Source organism: Pseudoalteromonas sp. SG45-2 (assembly GCF_014164115.1).
Classification (GTDB): domain Bacteria; phylum Pseudomonadota; class Gammaproteobacteria; order Enterobacterales; family Alteromonadaceae; genus Pseudoalteromonas; species Pseudoalteromonas distincta.
On sequence record NZ_JACJEO010000023.1, the window covers coordinates 1 to 26,342 of the forward strand.

The 26,342-nt window shown below is 39.8% G+C and carries 22 protein-coding genes; 16 read left to right on the forward strand and 6 right to left on the reverse strand.

Annotated elements, in window-relative coordinates; genetic code table 11:
* Window positions 1-21: 21 nt before the first annotated feature.
* Window positions 22-2,817, reverse strand: coding sequence for a bifunctional [glutamate--ammonia ligase]-adenylyl-L-tyrosine phosphorylase/[glutamate--ammonia-ligase] adenylyltransferase (gene glnE / locus H5116_RS16000; RefSeq protein WP_182716613.1), 2,796 nt, complete (start codon window positions 2,815-2,817; stop codon window positions 22-24).
* Between the two features lie 77 nt (window positions 2,818-2,894).
* On the opposite strand from glnE, the gene H5116_RS16005 reads away from it, so the two are divergent.
* From H5116_RS16005 to ruvX, 6 genes are all read left to right on the forward strand, one after another.
* Complete coding sequence (locus H5116_RS16005; protein WP_002961952.1) at window positions 2,895-3,788, forward strand: hypothetical protein; 894 nt, start codon at window positions 2,895-2,897, stop codon at window positions 3,786-3,788.
* A gap of 65 nt (window positions 3,789-3,853) precedes the next feature.
* Window positions 3,854-4,354: a hypothetical protein gene (locus tag H5116_RS16010; RefSeq protein WP_082007357.1), complete on the forward strand. Its 501-nt coding sequence runs from the start codon at window positions 3,854-3,856 to the stop codon at window positions 4,352-4,354.
* A gap of 68 nt (window positions 4,355-4,422) precedes the next feature.
* Entirely contained in the window at window positions 4,423-5,157 is a 735-nt protein-coding gene (gene rsmE / locus H5116_RS16015) for a 16S rRNA (uracil(1498)-N(3))-methyltransferase (protein ID WP_002961950.1), read from the forward strand.
* Between the two features lie 54 nt (window positions 5,158-5,211).
* Window positions 5,212-6,162, forward strand: a complete 951-nt coding sequence (gene gshB, locus H5116_RS16020) for a glutathione synthase (protein ID WP_154903711.1) — start codon at window positions 5,212-5,214, stop codon at window positions 6,160-6,162.
* A 115-nt stretch (window positions 6,163-6,277) separates the two neighbouring features.
* Entirely contained in the window at window positions 6,278-6,835 is a 558-nt protein-coding gene (locus H5116_RS16025; protein ID WP_002961948.1) for a YqgE/AlgH family protein, read from the forward strand.
* 37 nt (window positions 6,836-6,872) lie between these two features.
* Window positions 6,873-7,322, forward strand: a complete 450-nt coding sequence (ruvX, locus tag H5116_RS16030) for a Holliday junction resolvase RuvX (RefSeq protein ID WP_002961947.1) — start codon at window positions 6,873-6,875, stop codon at window positions 7,320-7,322.
* A 74-nt stretch (window positions 7,323-7,396) separates the two neighbouring features.
* Here the strand turns inward: ruvX and H5116_RS16035 are convergent, their stop codons facing one another.
* Together H5116_RS16035 and H5116_RS16040 are read right to left on the reverse strand one after the other, a co-directional pair.
* Window positions 7,397-8,533, reverse strand: coding sequence for a PilT/PilU family type 4a pilus ATPase (locus tag H5116_RS16035; RefSeq protein ID WP_024596219.1), 1,137 nt, complete (start codon window positions 8,531-8,533; stop codon window positions 7,397-7,399).
* A 9-nt stretch (window positions 8,534-8,542) separates the two neighbouring features.
* Window positions 8,543-9,583 (reverse strand): type IV pilus twitching motility protein PilT, encoded by a 1,041-nt coding sequence (locus H5116_RS16040; RefSeq protein ID WP_039488318.1) that lies wholly within the window; start codon window positions 9,581-9,583, stop codon window positions 8,543-8,545.
* Between the two features lie 2 nt (window positions 9,584-9,585).
* Between H5116_RS16040 and H5116_RS16045 the strand changes: the two genes are divergently transcribed.
* From H5116_RS16045 to H5116_RS16080, 8 genes are all read left to right on the forward strand, one after another.
* Complete coding sequence (locus H5116_RS16045; RefSeq protein ID WP_154903713.1) at window positions 9,586-10,299, forward strand: YggS family pyridoxal phosphate-dependent enzyme; 714 nt, start codon at window positions 9,586-9,588, stop codon at window positions 10,297-10,299.
* Window positions 10,300-10,316: 17 nt separating this feature from the next.
* Window positions 10,317-11,138: a pyrroline-5-carboxylate reductase gene (gene proC, locus H5116_RS16050; protein ID WP_039488316.1), complete on the forward strand. Its 822-nt coding sequence runs from the start codon at window positions 10,317-10,319 to the stop codon at window positions 11,136-11,138.
* A 26-nt stretch (window positions 11,139-11,164) separates the two neighbouring features.
* Complete coding sequence (locus tag H5116_RS16055) at window positions 11,165-11,698, forward strand: YggT family protein (protein ID WP_002962568.1); 534 nt, start codon at window positions 11,165-11,167, stop codon at window positions 11,696-11,698.
* A gap of 60 nt (window positions 11,699-11,758) precedes the next feature.
* A complete protein-coding gene (locus tag H5116_RS16060; protein ID WP_165723835.1) occupies window positions 11,759-12,202 on the forward strand; it encodes a DUF4426 domain-containing protein in 444 nt (147 codons plus the stop codon).
* Window positions 12,203-12,206: 4 nt separating this feature from the next.
* The gene (locus tag H5116_RS16065; protein ID WP_182716614.1) at window positions 12,207-12,806 is read left to right on the forward strand and encodes an XTP/dITP diphosphatase; all 600 of its coding nucleotides are present in this window, start codon (window positions 12,207-12,209) and stop codon (window positions 12,804-12,806) included.
* Window positions 12,803-13,939: a radical SAM family heme chaperone HemW gene (gene hemW, locus H5116_RS16070; RefSeq protein ID WP_002962575.1), complete on the forward strand. Its 1,137-nt coding sequence runs from the start codon at window positions 12,803-12,805 to the stop codon at window positions 13,937-13,939. Before H5116_RS16065 ends, hemW begins: the two co-directional genes overlap by 4 nt.
* Before the next feature lie 79 nt (window positions 13,940-14,018).
* On the forward strand, window positions 14,019-15,854 hold the full coding sequence (locus tag H5116_RS16075) for a DUF885 family protein (RefSeq protein ID WP_182716615.1): 1,836 nt from the start codon (window positions 14,019-14,021) through the stop codon (window positions 15,852-15,854).
* 90 nt (window positions 15,855-15,944) lie between these two features.
* Complete coding sequence (locus H5116_RS16080; protein ID WP_002962577.1) at window positions 15,945-16,613, forward strand: hypothetical protein; 669 nt, start codon at window positions 15,945-15,947, stop codon at window positions 16,611-16,613.
* On the opposite strand, the gene H5116_RS16085 is transcribed toward H5116_RS16080, so the two are convergent.
* Together H5116_RS16085 and H5116_RS16090 are read right to left on the reverse strand one after the other, a co-directional pair.
* On the reverse strand, window positions 16,596-17,039 hold the full coding sequence (locus H5116_RS16085; RefSeq protein WP_039488311.1) for a hypothetical protein: 444 nt from the start codon (window positions 17,037-17,039) through the stop codon (window positions 16,596-16,598). The two genes, H5116_RS16080 and H5116_RS16085, sit on opposite strands and share 18 nt — an antisense overlap.
* Before the next feature lie 320 nt (window positions 17,040-17,359).
* Window positions 17,360-18,076: an SIMPL domain-containing protein gene (locus H5116_RS16090; RefSeq protein ID WP_002962579.1), complete on the reverse strand. Its 717-nt coding sequence runs from the start codon at window positions 18,074-18,076 to the stop codon at window positions 17,360-17,362.
* 114 nt (window positions 18,077-18,190) lie between these two features.
* Between H5116_RS16090 and H5116_RS16095 the strand changes: the two genes are divergently transcribed.
* Together H5116_RS16095 and H5116_RS16100 are read left to right on the forward strand one after the other, a co-directional pair.
* Window positions 18,191-20,860, forward strand: coding sequence for a bifunctional acetate--CoA ligase family protein/GNAT family N-acetyltransferase (locus H5116_RS16095; RefSeq protein ID WP_039488310.1), 2,670 nt, complete (start codon window positions 18,191-18,193; stop codon window positions 20,858-20,860).
* Entirely contained in the window at window positions 20,860-21,813 is a 954-nt protein-coding gene (locus H5116_RS16100) for an ion transporter (RefSeq protein WP_182692458.1), read from the forward strand. The genes H5116_RS16095 and H5116_RS16100 overlap by 1 nt, the downstream gene beginning before the upstream one ends.
* A 16-nt stretch (window positions 21,814-21,829) precedes the next feature.
* On the opposite strand, the gene H5116_RS16105 is transcribed toward H5116_RS16100, so the two are convergent.
* Complete coding sequence (locus H5116_RS16105; RefSeq protein ID WP_182716616.1) at window positions 21,830-26,332, reverse strand: EAL domain-containing protein; 4,503 nt, start codon at window positions 26,330-26,332, stop codon at window positions 21,830-21,832.
* Between the last annotated feature and the right edge of the window lie 10 nt (window positions 26,333-26,342).

Genomic DNA, 26,342 nt, shown 5'->3' on the forward strand with positions numbered 1-26,342 from the left:
GGGTTTTCAATTCAATTCAATTCAATTCAATTCAAAAATACTATTCCAAATATTAGTTACGTTAGTAATATCTTGTAAAAACGTTTCTCGCGGGATCAATTTGCCTTTTTGCTCCAAGCTCAACACGTGATAACACGAGCGATAATCAATATACGCTTTTATCAACTGCTGCTTTTGCTCTTTAGTAATACAACCTATATTTGCCGCATCCGTTAATATCCTTACGTTATCTGAGTAAACTGTAAGCTGTTCAAACTCGTTTGCGTGTTTAAGTACTAAATATTGCGTAATAAACTCAATATCAGCCATGCCACCAACATCTTGTTTTAAATCAAATTTCTCAGCATTTCCCTTCGCTAGATGGTCGCGCATTTTTTCGCGCATTTTTATTACATCAGCTTTTAGCACGGTATCATCGCGTTGCTGGCAAAGTATATTTTTACGAATTTGTGAAAAACGATCTATCAGATCGTTTTGACCTAAAATTAATCGAGCCCGAACAAGTGCTTGATGCTCCCACGTCCATGCTTGAGTTTGCTGATAGTGATTAAAGCTCTCTAAATTGATAGCCAATAAACCAGAGGCTCCTTCAGGACGTAATCGTGTATCAAGCTCGTATAAAATGCCCGATGCAGTACGGGTATTAAATAAATGCATTAAGCGCTGAGCGAGCTTTAAATAAAACTGGCGAGAATCTATTGGTTTTTCACCATTAGTTAGGCTTGAACCATCATGATTATGCACAAACACCAAATCTAGATCTGAGTCGTACCCGACTTCTAAGCCACCTGTTTTACCATATGCAATAACAGCAAAACCTTTATTTTCATCATCTGTGCCAGGGGGCATACCAAAGCGCTTAACAGTGTTATGCCATGCAATATTAACAGCTTGGTCAACAATCGCCTCTGCCAGTACGGTTAAATGATCGCTTACTTTCATTACGTCAAGAACACCGGTTGCATCGGCGGCAGCAATTCGTAATTGATGCGTTTGCTTAAATTGCCTAAGCGACTCCATTTGCAGTTCTAAATCGTCATGCTCTATTCGTAAAAAATACTGTCTTATTTCATCTTTATACGCTGTGAGCGGGGTTGGCTTATAAAGAACTGCGGGGTCTATTAGTTCATCAAGTAATATGGGGTAGCGAGAAATATGCTCCCCTATCCATTTGCTATGACAACACAGTAAAACAAGTTGCTTTAATGCACCTTGGTTTTCGTAAAGCAATTCTAAATAGGCAGTACGCGAAATTATCTTATTAAAAATTTGGCAAACCATTGTGAAAGCTGCTGCACTGGCATTAAAGTCATTTAATTGATTTAGTAAAACAGGCATTAACTTATCAAGAGTGTCACGCCCTCGGTTACCTATATTTACCTTAGACAGCCTTAATTTAAAATCGTTAAGGGGTGCTTGCCATTCATCTCTGGCCTCTTTTAAAAAGCTCACATCACCATGATCCCAAGCACTAATAAATGCGCCTTCACAGGTATCAAGTGGCACGGTTTCCTCGCCAATCACAAGTGCAAACTCACCGTTAACTTGTTTCATCACCTTTTCTATAGTGTTTAAAGTGGCAGAAAAATCAGCTTGTTCTAATAATAAATTTAAGCGCTGCTGATTCAATTCATCATCGGGGAGTGTTTGCGTTTGCTGATCGTCAAATATTTGAAGGTACTGCTCAACTTTACGTAAATAAAGGTAATTGCGCCTCAGCTCGCTTGCTTCTTGCTCATCTATAACTTGGTTAAGTGCCAACTCATTTAATGCTTTGAGTAAAGATTGGGTTTGTAAATTAGCCTCTCGCCCACCTCTTACCATTTGCAGGGCTTGCACTATAAATTCAACTTCACGAATACCACCAGCGCCTAGTTTTATATTATTAGTTAAGCGTTTACGGCGAACCTCTTGTGCAATCATTAACTTCATTTTACGCAAGGATTCAATCACCGAAAAATCAATATACCGGCGGTAAACAAACGGCTTTAAAAGCTTAATAAATTCATCCCAATACTTATTAGGAGTGCCAATTAAGCGCCCTTTTAACATGGCGTAGCGTTCCCAGTCGCGCCCTTGTTCTTGGTAGTAATCTTCAATGGCATTAAAGCTCATAACCAAAGGGCCGCTTTCGCCAAACGGGCGTAGGCGCATATCAACTCTAAATACTTGCCCATCACCGGTGGCTTGGTTAAGTGCTGCAATCAGTTTTTGTGCAACTTTGGTATAAAACACTTGGGCCTCAAGGCTTCTGCGGCCACCTTGGGTTTTTGTGCTGCGCGGATACGCAAAAATAAGATCAATATCAGAGGAATAATTTAGCTCCTGTCCGCCAAGCTTCCCCATCCCCAATACCATTAGCGGCATTGCTTGGTTTTGCCCATCAAGCGGTTCACCATTTACTTTTGCCACCTGTGCATGCGCCCATTGGTTGGCGCTATTAATTAGCATGTCAGCCAGTTGGCTTATATAATTAATACTATCGGCAATGGGGTTATTACAGCATAAATCTAAAAAGGCGACTTTAAGCCAGTACTTTTCACGATATTGACGAAGTACTTTATGGCACTGTGCTTCATCAAGGTCAGCTAAATTCAGGTTTTTAAAAGGAGAGTCTATTACTCTATTTTGTATTTCGTCTTTGCATAATAGCCAGGTATTTAAATCAGGTTGTGACTCTAAACTGCGCCAAGCAAAGTCGCTTAATGCTAATAACCTTACAACTTCACTTTGTTTACTTTGCTGCGGGTATAACTGTTCAAAGCGCATCAAGCCAAGTTTTTGTAATTGAATAGGAAGTTGCTTTACGTTACTCATCAATCCTCTCTTTTATATCATCAATAACCGTACTAGAATGATTAAAACCTAGAAAGGTTAACTTAATTAGGATCACCATGTCATATTTGTCTTTATCTAACACTAGTTTTATTGCGATTGCCATTAGTTTTGCGGTTATTTGCATAACTATTTTTTGTTTACGAGTTGTCACTCAAATCAAAGCAAAACAAGCGCTTAAAGATGAGTTAGCGCAACACGACAACTTTGCCATGGGTATTAGTTTTGCATCTGAAATATCGGTTGTTATAGCCACTATAGCCTTTTTATTTGACGAAATAAGCGTAAGCACTGCACAGTCAAACCCGTTAAAAGTGTTAATTATTATTGTTCTCTTATTCACTTTTATAAAAGTGGGCCATTTAATTCACAGAAAATGGATACTCCACAGATTTAATGAAGAAGCTGCCATACTAAAACAAAATGTATGTGCTGCATTGGTAGACTCAGGAATGTTAATCGCTAACTGTATTATTGCTCTGGGCTTGTACACGTGGACGCACACCCAAGGGTTTAGCAACTTACTTATTGCTTGCGTTAGCTTTTTTACACTTCAGGGGATGTTTGCACTTGATAGCAAAATACGAGAACACCGTTTTGCAAAAGCAAACCAAGGTGCGTCACTACAAAGTAACTTTAACCTAGAAAATACATCTATTGGTATAAGATATGCTGGAAAATCAATTGGCTTAGCGTTGGCTGTATATGCTGGTTTATCTAGCGCAGCATTTCAAAACGGTAAAATGGTTGAAAACATATTTACACTTGTAATGCATTGCGGTGTAATGTGGATACTACTTTACGGCTTAACGTATGTGATAAAAGTTATCTCTTTACCAAATATTGATACGGCTCTTGAAATAGACCATCAAGATAATATTGGGGTAGCATGCATAGAATTTGCTGTTTTTTGTGCTATAGGTTATTTACTTATTAGTATGTTTTCTCTTTAGACCTTTTTTACTGAAAATACAGCAATTAAAACGTCTGCATTTAAGTAATAATGGTAATTACTTAGATGCAACAAGGTCCTAGCTCTATGCCGCCTGAAATAACGAACTATTTGTTAATTGACATAGACAACGAATTTAGCCGCGCATTTGCCGAATACTATGTAAATAGTAATGGCATAACAAAAGCGAGTACACTTATTGCTGCAGGCAGTAATACCCGCCAATTAGTAAAAATGATGTTTGACGAGCTTATTAAAGACTACAGTTATTGCGATCTTGAAAACGAAATAAGCGTTTCTGAGTTAATTAATTATTTAAAAGATCATCACGATTTACACGGAGTCCTTTTCAATAGCACCGATTATTTACTCGCAAGTGATAAGCAGCGCTTTATTTATAACTCCTTACATGAAGAACGCTTTTTAATAAATCTTGATGATACAGGCTATACACTCAGCCGGGTTACCGACGAGACGTTAACGGAACCTTCGCAAAATCATCACGATATAGCACACACCCCACAAGATTTAATAGATCTCGCCGAACAACTTAATAAAAATAAATAATTGCGCACAGCCCCCAGCTTACTTACCATAGCAATATATATTTTACGCTATGTAGTAAGTGACGCCCTATGCGAGTTCCTCATATTTATCAAACATCGAGTATTGCCCTAAACACCCCTGTAACTTTAGATGACGATGCTGCAGGGCATATTGGCAGAGTGCTGCGCATGAAAGTAGGCGAGCATGTATCTATTTTTAATGGCGAAGGTGGCGAATACCTTAGTGAAATAATTGAGGTAACAAAAAAAACAGTCGTCGTAATGCCATTAGAACTTAACCCTCACGATGTAGAATCTCCACTTAAAATTCATTTAGGTCAATGTGTATCTCGTGGTGATAAGATGGATTTTACAATTCAAAAGTCAGTTGAACTAGGTATTACCGAAATCACCCCTATTTTTAGTCAGCGCTGTGGTGTGAAACTAATGGGCGATCGTCTTGAGAAAAAACACCAACAATGGCAAAAAATTGCAATTGCTGCGGCTGAGCAGTCAGGGCGTAATTTTGTGCCAATTATTCACCCACCTATAGATTTAAAACAATGGCTTGCACAACAAACCGATGCAATTAAGCTCACTCTTCACCCTCGTGCTGAGCACAGCATTAAAACCATTACGGTACCTAAAGATGGCGTACGCTTTTTAGTAGGCCCAGAAGGTGGCTTTACCGACGATGAAATGGCACTAACCAAACAACTAGAGTTTGTAGATATTCGCTTAGGCCCGCGCGTTTTACGAACGGAAACAGCCGCTTTAACGGTCTTAAGTGCATTACAACTTCAATTTGGCGATTTAGCTAATTGAAATAACTAAAAGCACCCTCATATAAACAGTAACATTTATAGTAAGGCACAGCGCATGGCAATTAAGTTAGGTATTATTTCAGATCCTATTAGTGGATTTAACATCAAAAAAGACACCGGTTTTGCAATGATGATGCAAGCGCAAGAACGTGGCTACGAAATTTATTATATGGAGATGGACGATTTATCTCTTCGTAAAGGCAAGTCGTACGCTACAGCGTCTAAAGCGCAAGTGTTTAATAATGCAGAAAAATGGTATGAGCTTGAAGAAAAAGCCACTATAGCCCTTGCCGATCTTGACGTAATTTTAATGCGTAAAGACCCTCCTTTTGATACTGAATACATTTACGCGACGTATATTTTAGAACGTGCTGAACAAGAAGGTACGTTAATAATTAACAAGCCACAAAGCCTTCGCGATGCTAACGAAAAGCTGTTTACAGCATGGTTTAGCGAGCATACGCCAGACACACTTGTTACACGTAGCCAAAAACAAATTCGTGAATTTTTAGCACAGCATAAAGACATTATTTTAAAGCCGCTTGATGGCATGGGTGGCGCATCGATTTTTCGCATCAGAGAAGACGATGCCAACATTGGTGTAATTTGTGAAACGTTAACCGAGCACGGCAGCCGCTTCGCAATGGTGCAAAATTACATTCCAGAGATCAAACAAGGCGATAAGCGCGTACTAGTAGTTGATGGAGAAGTTATTCCATATTGTTTAGCGCGTATACCACAAAATGGTGAAACACGCGGTAATTTGGCTGCAGGCGGTCGAGGTGAAGCCCGTCCACTTAGCGAATCAGATTTAAAAATAGCGCAAGCTGTTGCACCAACGCTCAAAGAAAAAGGCTTAATATTTGTAGGTTTAGATATTATTGGCGATAAATTAACTGAAATTAACGTAACTGCACCAACGTGCGTACGCGAAATTGAAGCTGCTTATGATATTTCTATCACAGGTATTTTATTTGATGCAATTGAGCGTAAATTAGGTAAGTAATTACCACAATAAAAAGCCCATTAGTTTAAGCCTTTCATGCAATTAATGGGCTTTTTATGTCAATTTAAATAACTATGCCATACTCAAAGTTCATTAACTAAAAAGGGTGAAATCTATGCAGTCATTAGAAAATCATTTTTTAATCGCGATGCCGTCAATGCAAGACCCTTTTTTTAAACGTGCTGTTACCTATATTTGTGAGCACAATGAAGATGGGGCTATGGGCTTGGTAATAAACCAACCTATTGATGTTACTGTTGGCGAACTTTTAGATAAAATAGAAATTGATAACGACAAAACGCAAAACGCAGCAAAAGTAAGTGTGTTTGCAGGTGGGCCCGTTAAAACTGACCGTGGTTTTGTACTGCACTCTCCCCAATCGGGTTATTCAGCAAGTCAAAAACTCAGTAGCGATATTATGATCACTACCTCAAAAGACGTTTTAGCAAACTTAACCACTGCACAAGCACCAGAGCAGTTTATTATTACACTTGGTTATTCAGGGTGGGAGCAAGGACAACTCGAACAAGAGTTACTTGATAACAGCTGGTTGATCATAGAAGCCGATCCGAAGATCATTTTTGATACCCCCGTTGAAAAACGATGGGAAAAAGCAGTTTCAATGTTGGGATTTGATATTAGCCAACTCAGCCCTGAAGCTGGTCACGCATAATAGTAACTAACCCTTAGCAAACTTAAACAAGATACACATGACAAAAAAATCGCTTAAGCCGCAAGGCGAACGCACTGTAATGGGCTTTGACTTTGGCACCAAAAGTATTGGTATTGCTATTGGGCAAGAGTTAACCGGCAGTGCGTCTAGCCTTAAGGCTGTAAAAGCACAAGATGGCATTCCTAACTGGGACCATATCGCCGTACAAGTAGCCGAGTGGCAGCCTGACTTAATGGTTGTTGGTTTACCACTAAATATGGATGGAACATCACAAGAGGTTACCTTTAAAGCAAAAAAGTTTGCCAACAGATTGCATAATCATTATGGCATTCCTGTGCAAACACAGGATGAGCGCTTAACGACAGCGGATGCTAAAGCGCGACTTTTTGAAAGTGGCGGCTATAAAAACTTAGGTAAAGGTAACGTAGATAATATGTCTGCGGTTATTATTTTAGAAAGCTTTTTTGAATCTAGTTACGGTGAATAAACTGGCTATATAAACAACCCTTTATACAAATAAAAAAAGCGCCAATTGGCGCTTTTTTATTAATTACTTTTAAATTATTGATCGCTATTTTTATCATCAAGGCCATCAATAGTAACGCCCTGTAAAAAGCCCGCACCTTGTTGTTCGTTATTGCGCAGTTTTATCATTAAGCGTAAATCATTTGGCGAGTCAGCATGGTGCAGTGCATCAGCGTAGTTAATTCGCTGCTGTCTGTACAACTCAAATAACGCTTGGTCAAAGGTTTGCATGCCCATTTCTTTCGACTTAGCCATTGCCTCTTTAATTCCGCCAATATCACCATTTTTAATCAGTTCAGCGACCATTGGTGAGTTAAGCAATATTTCAATAGCTGCAACACGGCTTTCACCATCAGCAGTCGGCACTAATTGCTGAGCAACAATGGCACGTAAGTTAAGTGCTAAGTCGTACTTAAGCTTATCGTGTTTTTCTTTTGGTACTAAATGCATAATACGGTCAATCGCTTGGTTCGCATTATTAGCATGTAGTGTTGCAACACACAGGTGCCCGGTTTCAGCAAAGCTTAGGGCGTATTCCATGGTTTCTTGCGATCGAATTTCACCAATCAAAATAACATCTGGAGCTTGGCGTAATGAGCTTTTAAGTGCCGACTCAAAGCTTTCTGTATCAAGTCCTACTTCGCGCTGAGTAATAATACTTTTACGATGCTCATGAACAAACTCAATCGGATCTTCAATGGTCAGTATATGACCTCGTTGATTACGGTTTCGATAACCAATAAGTGCAGCTAGTGAGGTCGATTTACCCGTGCCTGTACCACCTACAAACAAGACAAGACCGCGTTTAGACATAATTACATCTGTCAGCGTAGATGGCAGACCTAAATCACTCACATCAGGAATTTGCGTCACAATACGGCGAATAACCATACCTGCTCTATCGCGCTGCCAAAAAGCAGAAATACGAAAACGCCCTTCGTCGGTAGCAATCGCAAAGTTACATTCTTTCGTTGTATGAAATTCTGCTTTTTGCTTTTCGCTCATTGCAGATTCTACTAACTCAAGCGATTGCTCATCAGTCAGTCTATCGTCACTGAGAGCTGTTAGTTCACCGTTTATTTTTGCACTTACAGGTAACTGACTCGATACAAATAGGTCAGAACCCTTTTTCTCAATCATTATGAGTAAAAAGTCGTTTAAAGATAAAGCCATAATAATTTCTTACCCACCAAATTGTGTTTTGTCTTGCGCTTTTTCTTTCGCTGCCGCATTTGTAACAATACCGTGATTAACTAAATTAGTTAAACACTGATCCATTGTTTGCATGCCCACAGACGCACCGGTTTGAATAGACGAATACATTTGTGCAATTTTATCTTCACGAATTAAGTTACGAATAGCAGGGACTGCAATCATAATTTCGTGTGCTGCAACTCGCCCACCACCAATTTTTTTAAGCAGTGTTTGTGAAATTACCGCACGTAAAGATTCAGATAACATTGAGCGCACCATAGCTTTTTCTTCACCTGGGAATACATCAATAATACGGTCAATAGTTTTTGGTGCAGATGTTGTATGTAGCGTGCCAAACACTAAGTGACCCGTTTCGGCAGCAGTCATTGCAAGACGAATTGTTTCTAAATCACGTAACTCACCCACAAGTATTACATCAGGGTCTTCACGCAATGCACTACGTAGCGCGTTTGAAAAGCTATGTGTATCGCGGTGAACTTCACGTTGGTTAATTAAACTTAATTTATTATCGTGAACAAACTCGATTGGATCTTCTATTGTTAGAATATGGTGATGTTTATTTTGATTTATATAATCGACCATAGCGGCAAGTGTTGTTGATTTACCTGAACCCGTTGGCCCTGTTACTAACACGAGTCCACGTGGGGTATCAGAAATTGTTTTAAAAATATCTGGCGCACCTAAATCATCAAGCGTTAACACTTCACTTGGTATGGTACGAAATACCGCAGCAGGCCCGCGATTAGAGTTAAACGCATTCACACGAAAACGTGCTAAATTAGGCACTTCAAACGAAAAATCCACTTCGAGGTTTTGTTCGTAGTCCTTGCGTTGATTATCGTTCATAATATCGTAAACCAGACTGTTTACGTCTTTGTCTGCAAGGGCTGGTATATTAATGCGGCGAACATCACCGTCTACGCGTATCATAGGTGAAACACCCGACGATAAATGTAAATCGGATGCTTTGTGTTGCACACTAAACGCTAATAATTCGGTAATATCCATTTATGACTCCACAACTAACTGATAAATATATGGTTACAATAGCAGAACGACTCACATCCGCCTACGCTAGAATTGCAGACGCGGCAAAAAACACACAGCGAAACACTAACGAAGTTACTCTACTAGCAGTGTCTAAAACTAAACCAAGCGAAGATATTATTGCAGCTTATGAGCATGGTCAGCGCGAATTTGGTGAATCTTATGTTCAAGAGGCTATAGATAAAATAGCTCAACTACAGTCATATAGCGACATCATTTGGCATTTCATTGGCCCTATTCAATCAAATAAAAGTGCATTAGTAGCTGCTAACTTTGATTGGGTGCAAAGTGTTGATCGCATAAAAATAGCAAAGCGATTAGATTCCCAGCGCCCAGACGATAAACCACCTCTTAATATACTTATTCAAGTAAATATAAGTAATGAGGAAGCAAAGTCAGGTTGCCGCCGCGATGAAATAGATGAACTTGCAAATTTTATTAACCAATGTGAGCACTTAACACTTCGAGGTTTAATGGCAATTCCCGCTAAAAGCGACAAACTGGATACGCAAATTCAATCTTTTGAGCAATTACAAACTTGCTTTGATAAACTAAAGACCCAATATCCTCAAGTAGATACTTTGTCGATGGGTATGAGTAACGATGTTGAAGCTGCCATTAGCGCAGGCTCAACCATGGTAAGGGTCGGCACAGACATTTTTGGAACACGAACTTAAAAGGTGATAACAGATTTATGTCAGATAAAAAAATCGCATTTATAGGCACAGGTAATATGAGCTACGCCATTATTGGTGGCATGGTAAAAAACGGCTTTAACGCAAGTAACATAATTGCGACTAACCGCAACCAAGAAAAGCTTGAAAAGGTAGCATTTGATTTCAAGGTGCAAACCACCAGTGACAATAACGAAGCCCTGCGCGATGCTGATGTAATTGTTTTGTCTGTTAAACCACAAATGATGGGCGATTTATGTAAATCGTTTCAAGAGTCGGGCGTAGATTTTAGCGATAAACTGTTTATTTCTGTTGCTGCGGGCTTAACTGTAAAACGTTTGCGTGAAATGCTAGGCCAAGACGTTAAAATGGTACGTTGCATGCCAAACACGCCATCTTTATTAGGTCGCGGAGTATCAGGTTTATATGGTGCGGGCGAAACACCAAGCGAACACGAATTTGTACAACAAGTTTTTGAATGCACGGGCATTGTTGTATGGGTGGAAAAAGAGTCACAAATTAACGATATTATTGCTGTAACCGGCTCATCACCTGCTTACTTTTTCTTATTTATGGAAGCCATAGAAGAAAAAGCAAAAGCGCTGGGCTTTAACGATGAAGACGCTCGTCGCCTGGTACAACAAACAGCCCTTGGCGCTGCCGAAATGGCACTTAGCCAGCCTGATATTAGTATTTCGCAACTACGTTCAAACGTAACATCTAAAGGCGGCACTACTCACGCAGCTGTTGAGCACTTAAAAGACGAAGGCTTAACTAAAACCGTTGGCGATGCAATGGATGCGTGTATTGCGCGTGCAGAGCAAATGGAAAAAGAACTTTAAAACCACTTTTTATTGAAGGTTACACTATGAATGCCATGCAATTTTTAATCAGTACCCTGTTTGATTTGTTTTTAATGGTGGTATTACTGCGCTTTTGGCTGCAGTGGGCAAAAGCCGACTTTTATAATCCAATGAGCCAGTTTGTGGTTAAAGCCACTTCGTTTGCGGTAAAGCCACTGCGTAAAATCATTCCGGGGTTTGGCGGACTTGATTTAGCATCTCTGTTGCTGGCATTTATAGTGGCTGTAGCCAAAATTAGTACTTTAATGCTTGTTATATATAATGCGTGGGCAATACAGCCTGTACTTATTCAAGCACTTATAACGGTACTAAAAGAAGGCCTTAATTTAGTATTTTGGGTACTTATTATTCGCGCTATTTTAAGTTGGGTTAGCCAAGGTTATAACCCTATAGAAGCGGTTTTCCACCAGCTTACTGAACCAATGCTAAAACCAATTCGTAAAATATTGCCATCAATGGGTGGCTTAGATTTATCAGTTTTAGTGCTTATTATTGGTATTCAGTTTTTGCAAATGCTGCTTATGGATTTTTTAGTCTAATATAGATTTTTTAATTAGAGGCCCAAAGGCCTCTTTTTTATATGTTTTGAGGAATACATAATGAACCGTTTAATTAAGTTTTGTTTTATTGCTTGTTTAGCATTTGCATTTAACGCGCAAAGCGAAGAAATGCAGGGCGCACAATACAAAGAGCTTGGCCCTTGGCAAGTCCATTACATCGCCTTTCCTTCTACTTTTATTCAGCCAAAAATAGCAAAAGCGTACAACCTTGAGCGCAGTGGCTACAAAGGGGTTGTAAACATTTCTATATTAAAAAATGATGCCGATAAAACAGCACAAACGGCAAAGCTTACAGGCACAGCTAAAAACCTACTAGGCAACAAACAAACGCTTACTTTTAAAGAAGTAAAAGAAGGTGAGTCAATTTATTACCTTGCCCAAGTTGATTACACCAACGAAGAGATTTTACGCTTTGAGATTGAGATACAACAAAATAATCAATTTCAAAAATTACAGTTTCAGCAAAAATTTTACGTAGATTAATAACATGACCAAAACTTTAGTACTTGCTACAGGTAATCCTGGCAAAGTAAAAGAGCTAGCTAACATGCTAAGCTCTTTGAATATTAATGTAGTTCCACAGAGCGATTTTAACGTAGATGAAGTTGCCGAAACCGGCACTACCTTTGTTGAAAATGCCATTATTAAAGCGCGCCATGCCGCTAAAATTACTGGCATGCCTGCTATTGCCGATGACTCAGGTTTAGAAGTTGATGGCTTAAATGGCGCGCCCGGTGTTTACTCAGCCCGTTTTGCAGGCCCAGGTGCCAGCGATCAAGATAACATTGATAAGTTACTTGTAGATTTAGGTGATAACCCTATTCGCAGTGCACGCTTTTGGTGTGTACTGGTGTTAATGCGCCACGCAGACGACCCTACTCCGCTTATTTGTAGTGCTAGTTGGGAGGGCGAAATTACGCTCACTCAAAATGGCAACGGTGGATTTGGTTACGATCCTGTGTTTTTTGTAGCAGAGAAAAATTGTACGAGTGCTGAGCTTACAAAAGAGCAAAAAAATGCAGTGAGTCATCGCGGACAAGCGCTGCAAAAATTATTACTAGAACTACAGCAAAAAGGCGGCCTGTGAACCTTCCACCACTGAGCTTATATGTGCACGTGCCTTGGTGCGTGCAAAAATGCCCGTACTGCGATTTTAATAGCCACGGACAAAAAGGTGAAATACCTGAAGCTGAATATGTTCAACACTTAATTGATGACTTAAAAGCAGATTTGCACTTAGTGCAAGGACGTAAAATTCACAGCATTTTTATTGGTGGCGGCACTCCGAGCCTATTAACTGGTGCAGCTTATACCCGTTTATTAAATGAAGTCGACAACCTAATTGGGCTTGAAGAACACTGCGAAATAACCCTTGAAGCCAACCCTGGTACAGTAGAAACAGGTCGCTTTAAAGATTACGTAAAAGCAGGCATTAACCGTATTTCTATTGGCGTGCAAAGCATGCAAAACGACAAGTTAAAAGCACTTGGTCGGATTCATGGCAGCGACGAGGCAAACTATGCAGCGCAACAAGCTAAGGAAGCCGGTTTAAATAGCTTTAACCTTGATTTAATGCATGGCTTACCTGGGCAAACACTTGATGATGCACTGAGTGATTTAAAACAAATAATAGCGCTCGATCCACCGCATATATCTTGGTATCAATTAACTATTGAACCCAATACTCAGTTTGCTTCAAAACCCCCTACCTTGCCACAAGATGAAACACTGTGGGACATTCAAGAACAAGGGGTTGAGTTACTCGCGCAAGCAGGTTACGTGCAATACGAAATATCAGGCTATGCAAAACCGGGCTATCAATGCCAACATAACTTAAATTATTGGCGTTTTGGCGATTATCTCGGTATTGGCTGCGGCGCACATGGTAAGGTTACTGATGCAAATACAGGGCTTATAACGCGTACCGAAAAGGTTAAACATCCACGCGGCTATATGGATTTAATTAAACCGTATATGTATAAAAGCTGGCATGTAGAGCAAGACGATTTAGCGTTTGAATTTTTTATGAATCGCTTTCGCCTTGTTGAGCCTTGCCCAATTAATGATTTTAATAAACTAACAACACTGCCGCTGCAAAGTCAGCAAAGTGCATTAAACCAAGCAATAAATAAAGGTTTATTGACTCAAACAGACAGCCATTGGCAGGTAACCTTAAAAGGTCATCGCTTTTTAAATGACCTGCTAGAATTGTTTGTGTAGCGCTAAGGCACTGCACAACAATATAAAACTAATAAATATAAATCACCCTAATGGGTTTCTAACAACAAAAGGGAAAACAATGCGTAAACTCACTTTTATTGCGGCCGCAGTAAGCGTTGCACTACTTGCTGGTTGCCAGCAAACAACACAACAATCTACTTCAGCCCCTATTGCACAAACAGTTCAATCACAACAAAGTGAAATAGACAAAGCCAATGCATTTTTTGAAGATACATTTAACCGCGATGTAATGAGCAGCCCTGTATATCAAACATACATGGGGATTAAGCAAGATTACGATAAATGGGACGATGGCAGCGAAGAAAGAAAGCTTAAAGATTTAGCACAAACAAAAGCTGACCTAGTTACATTAAAAGCAATTAATCGTGATTTGTTAGATGATGCAACAAAAGTTAGCTACGACTTAAAAAAACAGGATCTTGAAAGCTCAATTGCTGACTTTAAATGGCGCTACCATAATTACCCTGTGAACCAGATGTTTGGTACGCATTCTATGATCCCTGCGTTTTTAATTAATCAGCACTCAATTAGTAATGTAAAAGAAGCTAAAGACTACATTTCACGCCTAAATGGTGTAACTGGTGTTATTGATCAGCTTATCGCTGATTTAACTGTACGTGCAGAAAAAGGCATCATAGCCCCTAAATTTGTATTCCCGCATGTTATTGATTCAAGCAAAAACATTATTCACGGTGCACCGTTTGAAAAAGGCGATGATTCTACATTGCTTGCTGACTTTAAACGAAAAGTAACAGCGCTTGAAATTAACCAAAACGAAAAAGACTCATTAATCAGCGATGCATCAGATGCATTAAAATCGGCTGTTAAACCATCTTACTCTAAGCTAATTAATTACCTAGCGCAGCTTGAGAAGCGTGCTGATGATCGCGATGGCGCATGGAAATTACCAGATGGCGAAGCGTTTTATAACAACGCACTTAAGCGCACTACAACAACAGATTTAACGGCTAAAGAAATTCATGCAATTGGTTTATCTGAAGTGACACGTATTCATGATGAAATGCGTGAAATTAAAGATAAAGTAGGCTTTAAAGGCGACTTAAAAGCGTTTATGCAGTTTATGAAAACTGACAAACAATTTTACTACCCTAATGATGCACAAGGTAAGCAACGCTACCTTGATGAAGCCACTGGACTTATTGATACAATGAAAACACGCTTAGATGAGTTATTCATTGTTAAGCCAAAAGCTGATTTAAAAGTAAAAGCAGTTGAAGCATTCCGTGAAAAAGCTGCGGGCAAGGCATTTTACCAACAGCCAGCTCCAGATGGTTCACGCCCAGGCATTTACTACGCTAACCTTTATGACATGGAAGCTATGCCAACATATCAAATGGAAGCACTTGCTTACCACGAAGGTATTCCGGGTCACCACATGCAAATCGCTATTTCGCAAGAACTAGAAGGCGTTCCTAAGTTCCGTAAATTTGGTGGTTACACAGCGTATATTGAAGGTTGGGGTTTATACTCAGAGTTCATTCCTAAAGAAATGGGCATGTACTCAGACCCTTACTCAGATTTTGGTCGTCTTTCAATGGAGCTATGGCGCGCATGTCGTCTAGTGGTTGATACGGGTATTCACGCGATGAAGTGGACTCGCCAAGAAGGTATTGATTACTACGTAAATAACACGCCTAATGCAACATCTGACGGTGTTAAAATGGTTGAGCGTCACATTGTAATGCCTTCACAAGCAACGGCTTATAAAGTGGGTATGCTTAAGATTTTAGAGCTTCGTGAAGACGCTAAAAAGCAACTGGGTGATAAGTTTGATATTCGCCAGTTCCACGACGTAGTGCTTAAAAATGGTCCTGTACCACTAAATGTACTAGAGAACTTTGTTAATGAATGGGTAGCAAGCAAAAAAGCTTAAAACCAATTTAAACAATTGCTTTAAATATGAAAGGTCGCATTTGCGGCCTTTTTTGTTTTATAGTAGTAAAAAAGATTTTTGGAAATAATAATGGATTTAAGCATACAACTACTTAATGCGCGTATTTCAAAGCAACAGTTAAATGAGCTCGATAACGACTTTAAGCAGTTAAGCCCTGCTCAGCAAACTTTGCAGCTTAACCATTTATATGACAGCGCCCAACGGTTAAGTGTTAAGTATGACTTTATGCAAAACATAGCAACGCGGATATTAAGCTCTAACACAGCGCCTTCTCCATTTATTAATCAACTCACTAATATTGACGCATTGAGCTTTTTTACTCCTGCGCTGAAAGTAAATAAAGGCTTTTTAGTACAAGATACACAAGGAAATAACGTACTGCACAATGTGTTTAAGCATGCCGATGCTACAAAGCTGCCATTTAACTATGTGCGCTCTTTGATGTTGTTTGAATCAAATGATGAGTTAGCTAAAGCGCTGGCGCAGCCCAACTCTCATGGCTTAACACCGGTTGCCTGCTACATAGCCTATGCAAATAAACCTAGCACACCGGTAAAGCATGAATTTTCAGCTTTGTTAGCATTAATGGAAATAGAGCAAAAACAAAATCCTAATGCTAAACAACAGCTTGCCAACGTAATAAAAGGGCAAAAAGTTAACGAGACCACAATTTTACTGAGCGCCGCTTATTTGCAACGCTCAACGGCGCAAGTTGCTCACTTAATCAAGGCGCTTTAATTCACTCACAACTTCTGTACGCACACTGTCTATGGCATGTGTAATAGATTGCGCAGCACTTTGGTGATCAACCATATTTGGCCAATTTGTTTGCCAGACCTTTTGTAAGTCTTTTGTTTTTAAATGTACTTTATCAACGGCTAAGTAGCTTAAGTCATGAATTAAGTTAACTTTAACCCAGCCTTTTCTGGGGCTGCCATCTATTTTGTTATTATCGTAATGTGCTGCAAATACAATAAGCTCAAGCTCGGCTAGTTCTTGTAAGATTTGAAAGCTAGCAATGCGTGTATTGTTGTTATCTTCACTTGCCTCCATCCGCCATGCATTATAACTAAAGCCTATAAACGCAAATACTACGCTCGCTATAGCAGTGAAAAAATACGAACGGGGCGCCAGTACAAACTGACCATATTTAGACTCTGACATATTATTTCCTAGAGCCTGTTTATCTTTCGAGGTTAAATTTGCAGCAGTATGTTTGGTATTTAGGCAAGGCAGAGCCTATGCAGTGTGGTTATTTCCCATAAATAGGCGGTAACGTGGAATAAATGCCAAACATGCGCTGCCGAAGGGTTCTGCCTAGGGACAATTTACTCTTTGTTGCCTACATGGATGTAGGTAAGGGGCGTGAGCAGGACGCGGAAGCTTAGCTCGGTTTTTACTTAGCCCGCTAGGTTACAAACCTCACGCCGCGATTAAATCGCACCTAGATTGAACAAATTTTAATTCTGAAAGGTCAACAGGCCCTAGTCATTTAAGTAATATTCAACACTGGTTACCACTCTTATATTTTTTATTTGCGGTGTGTTTGAATCTCGATTACTGATACTAAATTGCCCTTGGCGAGCTGTTTTTATTTTGCCTAATTTTGAATTAGAGTCTTTAGCAAATTTATTAGCGACTTCACGCGCTTTTTCAGTTGCTTCTTGCACCATCGCAGGCTTTACATCATTGAGGCCAGTAAAGATGTATTCAACTTTTGTTTCGTAGCTATCTTGCACTATTGCGATATCTTGTTTAGCAAGTTGGCTTACTTTACTCAGCGCGTTTTGCACTTTATCTGGCGCAGCAGAATAAACAATAATATTTGAGCGCACTATGTATCTAAATTGTTGATTTTCATTACTGTATTCACGTGCTTGCTTATCAATAACTGACTGGCTACCTATTGTTATTTCATCGTCGTCAAAACCATGGAGTTTTAAAAAAGCAGTTACCGCATCATTTTTTTTCTCAACTCGGCTTACTAATTTTTCAAGGTTATTGTCGGCATCACTAAATTGCAGAGGCCAAATTACCGTATCGGCTATTACTTCTCGCTCGGCCAATCCCTTAACCTGCACAGTACGTTCCATCCCTTTCACACTCAAAGCGGTACTTTTTAAAATAAACCCTAAGCTAATTAAGCCTATACTTAAACAAATAGCCGCTATAACAATGTAAAAACCGGGGGTTTTATTCACAATAATCTCCTTGATTGATATCAATAATAAGCATCGAGACGCTCGAAATAACACAGTAAACAGGGTACATTGAGACTATAAATAACGCAAAATTTAATCAGCCTAGGAAAAACCATGAGCCTTAAGCGTATAACCCAATTTTTTAACCCAAGCTCAGTGGCCGTTATTGGCGCCTCTAACATATCAACTCGGGCTGGTTTTGTGGTTATGCGCAACTTACTTCAAGGTGGCTTTAAAGGGCCAATAATGCCTGTTACTCCAAGCCATAGCGCAGTACATGGCGTACTTGCTTACCCTTCTATTGCTGACTTACCAAAAGTACCCGACCTTGCTGTTATTTGTACTAACAAAAACACCTTAATTGATATTATTGAGCAGCTTGGAGAGCTTGGCTGTAAAACCGCTATTGTTATTGCCGATGGGCTGTCTGGGGAGCAAAAAAGCGCGCTTAAAGCATGTGCTCAAGCCAAGCAAGTTACTTTGCTTGGACCCAACTGTTTAGGCTTGCTGATCCCTCATATTGGGTTAAATGCGAGCTTTTCACATACCGTGGCAAGCCCAGGTAAAATAGCATTTGTATCACAATCAGCAGCAGTATGCTCAACCATTTTAGATTGGGCTAAAAACAAAGAAATTGGCTTTTCATATTTTGTATCAGTAGGCGATTGCCTTGATATAAACTTTAATGAACTACTCGACTTTTTAGGTCGTGATGCTAAAACCAAAGCTATTTTACTCTACATAGATAACATTGAAGATATTCGTGGCTTTATATCAGCAGCAAGAGCCGCGGCCTTTAGTAAGCCTGTAATTGCGATTAAAACAGGTAAAACAACTGCGGGCGCACTTGCAGCCGAAATTCACACCGGTGGAAAGCAAAGCTCTGACGCTGTTTACGATGCGTTATTTCAACGAGCGGGTATGCTGCGTGTAAATGATTTACGAGAGCTATTTGCAGCGACACAAACACTCGCCATGCATCCAAAATTATTAAAAGTAGAACAACTGACAATTTTAACTAATGGTGGCGGCCCGGGTGTTATGGCTGTTGATGAGCTAATTCAAAGCTCCGGTAAATTAGCAGAACTAAGCATTGAAACCCGAAATGCGCTAAATAAAGTCATTCCACAATCAGAAACCACCTCAAACCCTGTGGATATTTTTGGCGACTCAGCACCTGCGCGTTATAAGCAAGCATTAGAAATTTTACTGCACGCAAAAGAAGTTAAAAACTTACTGATTATCCATACTCCCTCAGCGCTTGCGCCCAGCGAAGACTACGCCAACATTATTGTAGAAACCTTACAAACATTACCCAAAATGGCGCGCCCTTACGTTATAACTAACTTTATGGGTGAAGACGCATCTTACGCCGCCAGAAAAGTGTGCTCAAACAACGCAATACCCACTTATCGTACGCCCGAAGGGGCTGTAGGCGCATTTATGCACTTGGTAACGTATCGTCGTAACCAAAAGCATTTAACGCAAACACCTGAGTCGAACACTGATGACGCTAAAATAAATAAGGTGGCAGCTAGAACCCTTATTAATGAGTTTTTAGATGATGGACAAAGCTACTTACCTACTCATCAGGCAAGCCAAGTATTGAACCACTATGGTATTAAATGCATTCAAACTGAGGTCGCTTACACCCCAACAGAAGCCAAAGAGCAAGCCATAGAGCTTGGTTTTCCAGTCGCATTAAAACTGATTAGTCCAAGTATTGCCTCAAAGTCTGAAGTAGGTGGGGTGGTGCTTAATTTAAACGACGCCAACGAGGTTGAACAAACTGCTTTTGCGATGCTTATCCGTATTAAAAACACTTATCCGGATGCTGTTATTGAAGGGTTTTCATTACAAAAAATGGCGCCGCGAGCAGGCGCAAATGAGCTGCGAATTGCAATTAAAACCGAGCCTAATTTTGGCCCAGTTATATTATTAGGTGAAGCAGGCACCGGCCTTGAATATGCACAAGCCGCCGTTGCTCTGCCTCCACTGAATATGAACTTGGCAAAGTATTTAATTGCCGCAGCGCACGACAAAGGCGTATTAAAGGAGCGCATACTCCCCGAGAAAGTTGATAAGTATCGTTTATGTGCACTGCTAACGCGTATTTCTCAGTTAGTTATTGATCAACCCGATATAAGCTCAATGGAACTAAATCCTATACTTGCCAGCAATGGGCAGTTTTTAGTGCTCGATGCCACTATGACACTTAACCGCTATCAAGCTCAGAGCAATCGTAAGCGCTTATCTATTCGTCCCTACCCTATTGAACTTGTTGAAGTGGTAACACTTAAAAATAACACTCAAGCTACGCTCAGACCGATAAAACCGGAAGATGAACAAGCTCATAAAGTATTTGACGAGTCACTTAACAAAGAAGACAGATATAAACGCTTTTTTGGCGAGCTTCCACAGTTTAACCACGATCAACTCGCTAAAATGACGCAAATTGATTACGACCGTGAAATGGCGTTTATTGTGTGCCAACGCTTTGAAGGTAAAACCCGTACACTGGGTGTGTCTCGCGTCATTATGGACCCCGATAACCTACATGCTGAGTTTGCTATTGTAGTACGCTCAGACTGCCAAGGCTTAGGGCTTGGTCGTATACTAATGAGCGCTGCAATTAATCACTGCAAACGCCAAGGTGTAGAGTCGATTGAAGGCATAACCTTACCAGAGAATACAGGGATGATTGAACTTGCCCGTAAGCTAGGTTTTAAAATTAGTCGCGACTTTGAAGAAGGCAGTATTAACATGGTACTTAAACTTAAATAATGAATGAACCGCAAACTTTACGCCAAAAAATGGCTTGCCTGTTTGAAGGTACAGGTCAATATCAACGTTCAGGGCATATTCTTGATATTGCACTCATTAGCTTAATAATGATTAACGTTGTAGCCATTGTTATTGAGTCAATCCCAAGTGTGGCAGAGCAGTATTACTACGAATTCTTAGTTTTAGAAATTGTATCGGTCGCTATTTTTGCTATTGAATACTTAGCCAGGCTTTGGGCCTGTGTAGATAAAACACAATATGAAGCAATGGAAGGCTCAAACAGTAAACGCAGATTAAAGTATTTTTTATCACCACTTGCGTTAATCGACTTAATAGCGATTTTGCCAAGCTTAATGATGTTTTTATTTCCTCTCGATTTACGTTTTTTACGCATACTCAGATTATTAAGAGTATTTAAACTCACTCGCTACTCACGCGCCATGCAACTACTTTTAAAAGCCTTTAACGATGAAGGTAGTTCATTAATGGCTGCTTTTTTTATAATGGCCGTTGTGCTTATTTTAGCTTCATGCGGAATTTATTTAATTGAGCACGATATACAACCCGATAAATTTGGCTCTATTCCTGCGGCTATGTGGTGGGCAATGGCAACACTAACGACCGTTGGTTATGGCGATGTAGTACCTATAACGCCATTGGGTAAGTTTTTCGGTGGCGTTATCACACTACTGAGCATGGGTATGGTCGCTATTCCTACCGGATTACTGGCATCTAGTTTTTCAGAACAGATACGTAAACGCCGTCAGTTTTTTGAAGACGCTGTGCACGAGTCAATTCAAGATGGCACACTTAATGACACCCAACAAGTACACCTAGAAGAGCTACGCCATAAGCTAGGCTTGAGTAAACTTGAAGCTAATAAGGCCATTAAAACGCAGTTAAATGAGCATAACAGCCATTTGTTTTGCAGACACTGCGGTAAAAGGCCCTAAATCCGTGCGACTATTCTCAATTGAATATATCACTCCAATCGCGATTAATAAGCGCGAGTACTTCGGTATTAGGTACCGGTTTACTAAATAAATACCCTTGGAAATGCTTGCACCCTCTCGCCTTTAAAAAAGCAAGTTGGTGCGAGCTTTCTACGCCCTCAGCGACACACTCTTTACCTAAACTATCTGCAAGCGCGAGTGTTGATTGGATAATGGCCTCATCATCAGAGTCTATGCCTATGTCTTGTACAAAGCTTCTATCTATTTTAAGTACATCAATAGGGAAACGCTTTAAATAAGTAAGTGATGCGTAACCTGTACCAAAATCATCCATGTACAATCTACAACCCAACTTTTTAAGTTGTTCCATGCTGTGCAGCGCTTCTTTTGAATCACGCATTAATATTGATTCGGTTATTTCAAAAACAATTGCCTCAGATGATACACCTGAATTATTTAACGCTTTTTTAATTTCAGGTACGAGTTCTTTAAACTCAAAATCTAGTGCTGATAAGTTAATAGATAAATACAGGTTAGGTGAGGCTTTTCGCCACTCTTTTAACTCCAATAAAGCGCGCGCAAAGGTCTGCAGCATAATTTTTGTAATTAAGCCTATCCCCTCTGCAGCCAGCGAAAACTCTTGAGTTTGTACTAGTTTATTTTCGGGCCAACGCAGCAGCACTTCAAAGCCTTCTGTTTTTTGGCTCTTAGCATTAATAATAGGCTGATAGTAATTACAAAACTCTTCTTCTCGATACGCTCTAGTAAGCTGAGATTCAAGATGCAGCGCTCTTTGAACATGCTGGTTCATCTCTTGCTTATAAAACTGGTAGCGCCCTTCTAAAGAGTCTTTTGCATGATATAACGCTATGCTCGCAGCTTTTAAAAGTGCGGGGCCTTGCTCTGCGTCATCTGGCGATATCGACACACCAATACTTAAATTAACGTTTACAACTTGACCATTAATCGCAATATTTTGATTCACGCAATCCATCAACTTAGTACATATTATAAGTACTTGCTCTATCTGATGAATATCTTCTACTAACACGACAAACTCATCGCCACCAAATCGTGCAACACTATCCGATGGTCGCAAAGAGCACTTTAAGCGCTCAGCAACTTCCTTAATTAGCTCATCAGCCGCTTCGTGCCCTAATGAGTCATTAAAGTATTTAAAACGTTTAATATTGATATGTAACAAAGCCACTTTGCATCCATGCAGTTTTGCTTGTTCAAGGGCGTGTTCAACGCGGTCATTAAATAATGTACGATTTGGCAGCCCAGTTAAGGCATCGTAGTTGGCCAATAGGTGCAGCTCGTTTTCAGCTGATTTTTGTGCGTTTATATCGGTTAAAATAATGACATAACTATTAAGGCGCTGCTCGTTATCGGCCACTGCACTTATTTTCACAAGTACATGACGCGATTCACCATTAGCTAAAACCACACTGTCTTCGCACGAAAAATGCTCCCCAACAGATAGCTTTTGCATAATGCGTAAATAATCAAAACGATTGCTGCGCGATATACCTAAATTTAAAGTCCGGCTAGATAACGACTCAGCGGTGAAGTTAAAGGCGGTTTGCAGTGATTTATTAGAAGCCCGAATATTTAAGTTTTTATCGAGTATAAACACCCAATCACGTGTTTGCTCAAATGCTGCCGTAAATAGTAAAGCGTGTTCTTCAAACACCATCTCACGGGTCATATTTGTATAAGTACCCGCTACTTTTTGTGGAGTTTTATCATCCCACTCAACTACTTTTCCAAAGTCCTTATACCAGCGCCAATAGCCTTTTGCATGGCGCAGGCGGTAGGTACAATTAAAGTAGCCTTTATCGGTAGATAAAAATTCAAGCCACTCTAAGCGAAATAGCTGTTTGTCCTGCGGATGAATTTTAGATAAATATTCATCAAGGCTTACGGTTTCATTTTCGTAGCTTAACTCACTCGCTAAGCGGGGTTGGTAAATGCTTGGGTTGCTCGACTCCCAATCCCAGACACCCGATTCGCTGCCTTCAAGTGCTAATTTTAAACGCGCTTCGCTTTCTTTACTTTCTTTATTTGCTGCCAATAAAATACGCTGAATTTTATTACGGCGCATAACCCACATAGCAACAAAACCAATAAACAGCATGGCGTAAAGCACCATAAAATAAGGTGCACGCCAAAGCGGATACTTTACTTTTATTTTTAAAATAGCAGGCGAGGTATATTCGCCAGTCAGGGGGTCTTTAGCCCAAACTTTTAATTGGTAATTACCTGGATTCAATTTTGGAAACAATACGCGGTTGTTATTTCGAGTATAACTTTTTTGTCCGTTATCGAGTTGATACTCATAAATAATGCGTTCTTGATTACTAAATGCCATAGCCGAAAATGCCACTTCAAGCCCAATATCATCATGGTTTAACACAACCTCGTTAAGAGGCTGTTTTAAATCAAGCGATAGATCTCGTGACATTAAATCAACTCGCGTAATATTTACGTGATCAATAAGTGACTGGTAATTTTGGTTTTCCATTGGGTGAAAATAAGTAAAACCTTTTAAGCTACCATACGCAATATGGCCATCTTTAAGCTGTGCCATGGCGTTACTATTAAACTCAGCAGAGAGTAACCCTTCTGACGTAGAAAATTGTTGAAAATGAAGTGTTTCTGGGTTTAATCGCCAAATGCCTTTATGGCTACTCATCCAGATCATGCCATCATCATCTAGCACCATATCGTAAAGCAATGTGCCTAATTTATTCTTCTCTAAATCGATTGTATGTACTAATTGATAAGTAGATGCGTCAAGGCCTATCAAGCCAAAATTAGAAAGTGATATCCACAATATATTGTTGTTATCAATTAAATAAGAAAGCACGCTAATGGCTACGTTTTCGTGCTGCTTTGGCACTTTGTAAATCATTTTAAGTGCTAAATCACTTGGGTTTACTTGATATAAAATTCCAGCATTAAAAAATAGTGGCGAGTCTGGCTTATTGCTCAACGCGGGTAAAAAGCCATGAGCTAAAAAGGGTTCAAACTGGTCAAACTGGCCACCCAGACGCGTTATTACTTGAGAATCTATATTGTATATAAATACCCCATGATCTGAGTGCACAAAGTATAGATCGCCATTTGGCATGAGTGTAACGCCATGCACTCTACCAGTAATCAGCTCTTGATCAGCAGGGTTATGCACTTTTGGTTCGCTAACTTGATGCGTTACAGGGTCAAAAATAAATAAACCACGGTTTGTATAAAGCCATAAATTATCTTTATAGGGCGTTATTTCATATACGGTAAACTCAGTGGTGAGTAAGTCGACTTTGTAGTCTTTTAAATAAGCTTTACCAATATTTGTTTTTAAATCAACCTCGGTAATACCGTTATGCGTTGCAAGCCAAAGCTTGTCTTTATATTCGGTAATCCCCCAGATAGAGTGATGTGATAAACCATCCCCCCCGAGCAAAGTGCCATCGACATTATTAAAATGATAGCTGTCGTGAGATAAGTAAAACGCTCCATCAGTCTTAGTCGCAACCCATGTACCACCCGATTTATCTTTAGCCATATCAATAATACTGGTATCGGCAAGTGTGTACTTACTTTTGGCTATTCGAGTATTTTTAATCAGCTCTTTTGTGTTTAAATCAAATTTAAACAAGCCTTTGTCGGTAGCTAAATCTATTGTTCCGTGTTCGTTTACTATGCTCCAAACATTTAAGTCACTTAGTAATACCTTACTTTTAAAAGGTAAATCTGGGCGTTCAAACATTTTTGATAAGTTACTAATATCAACTTCGTATAAGCCTTGTACCGCCCCTACTAACAACTGTTTATTTTCACCTAATGCGAAAGACTTCACATTATTTTGGTAAATATGCTCAGCTTCACCTTTTAAATGCTGTAGAGGTCTAACTTGCTCGGTGGCAATATCAAATACGTATGCACCATGGCTTGTACCTATAAATATATAACCATTGTAGGCAAACAGCTTTCTCACAAGGGTATTTTTATATTTAGCCGGAAGCTCAAAAATAGTTGTTATTTTTCCGGTTGCGATATCAAGCTTTGCAAAATCGCGGCCTCGCCCAATCCAAAGTGTTTTTTTATCAACGGCCACCATACTAAAAACAGACTGATTGATAATTTCTTCTTCACTGGTCGGTTTTTCTAGAAATTGCTGATATGAATCTGTTACGGGGTCGTATCTAAACAGGCCTGCAAGTAAAGAGGCTATCCAAATGTGCCCTTGAGGGTCTTGGTAAATACGATCGATGATCGCCTCTTCTAACTCACCATTAGGGCCGTTTATTGGAATAACTTGATAGCCATCATAACGATTAAGCCCGGCCTCTGTCGAAAGCCAAAGGTAACCGTTAGTGTCTATAAGCATTGTATTAACGTAGCTTTGTGATAAGCCTTCGCTAGGAGATAAACGTTTTACTTGTGCCCCTACTTGGCAACTTAGAATAGTTATTAAAACTACAAAGCAACTAATGATCCCATTAACGTATTTACTCATGCTTATTCCA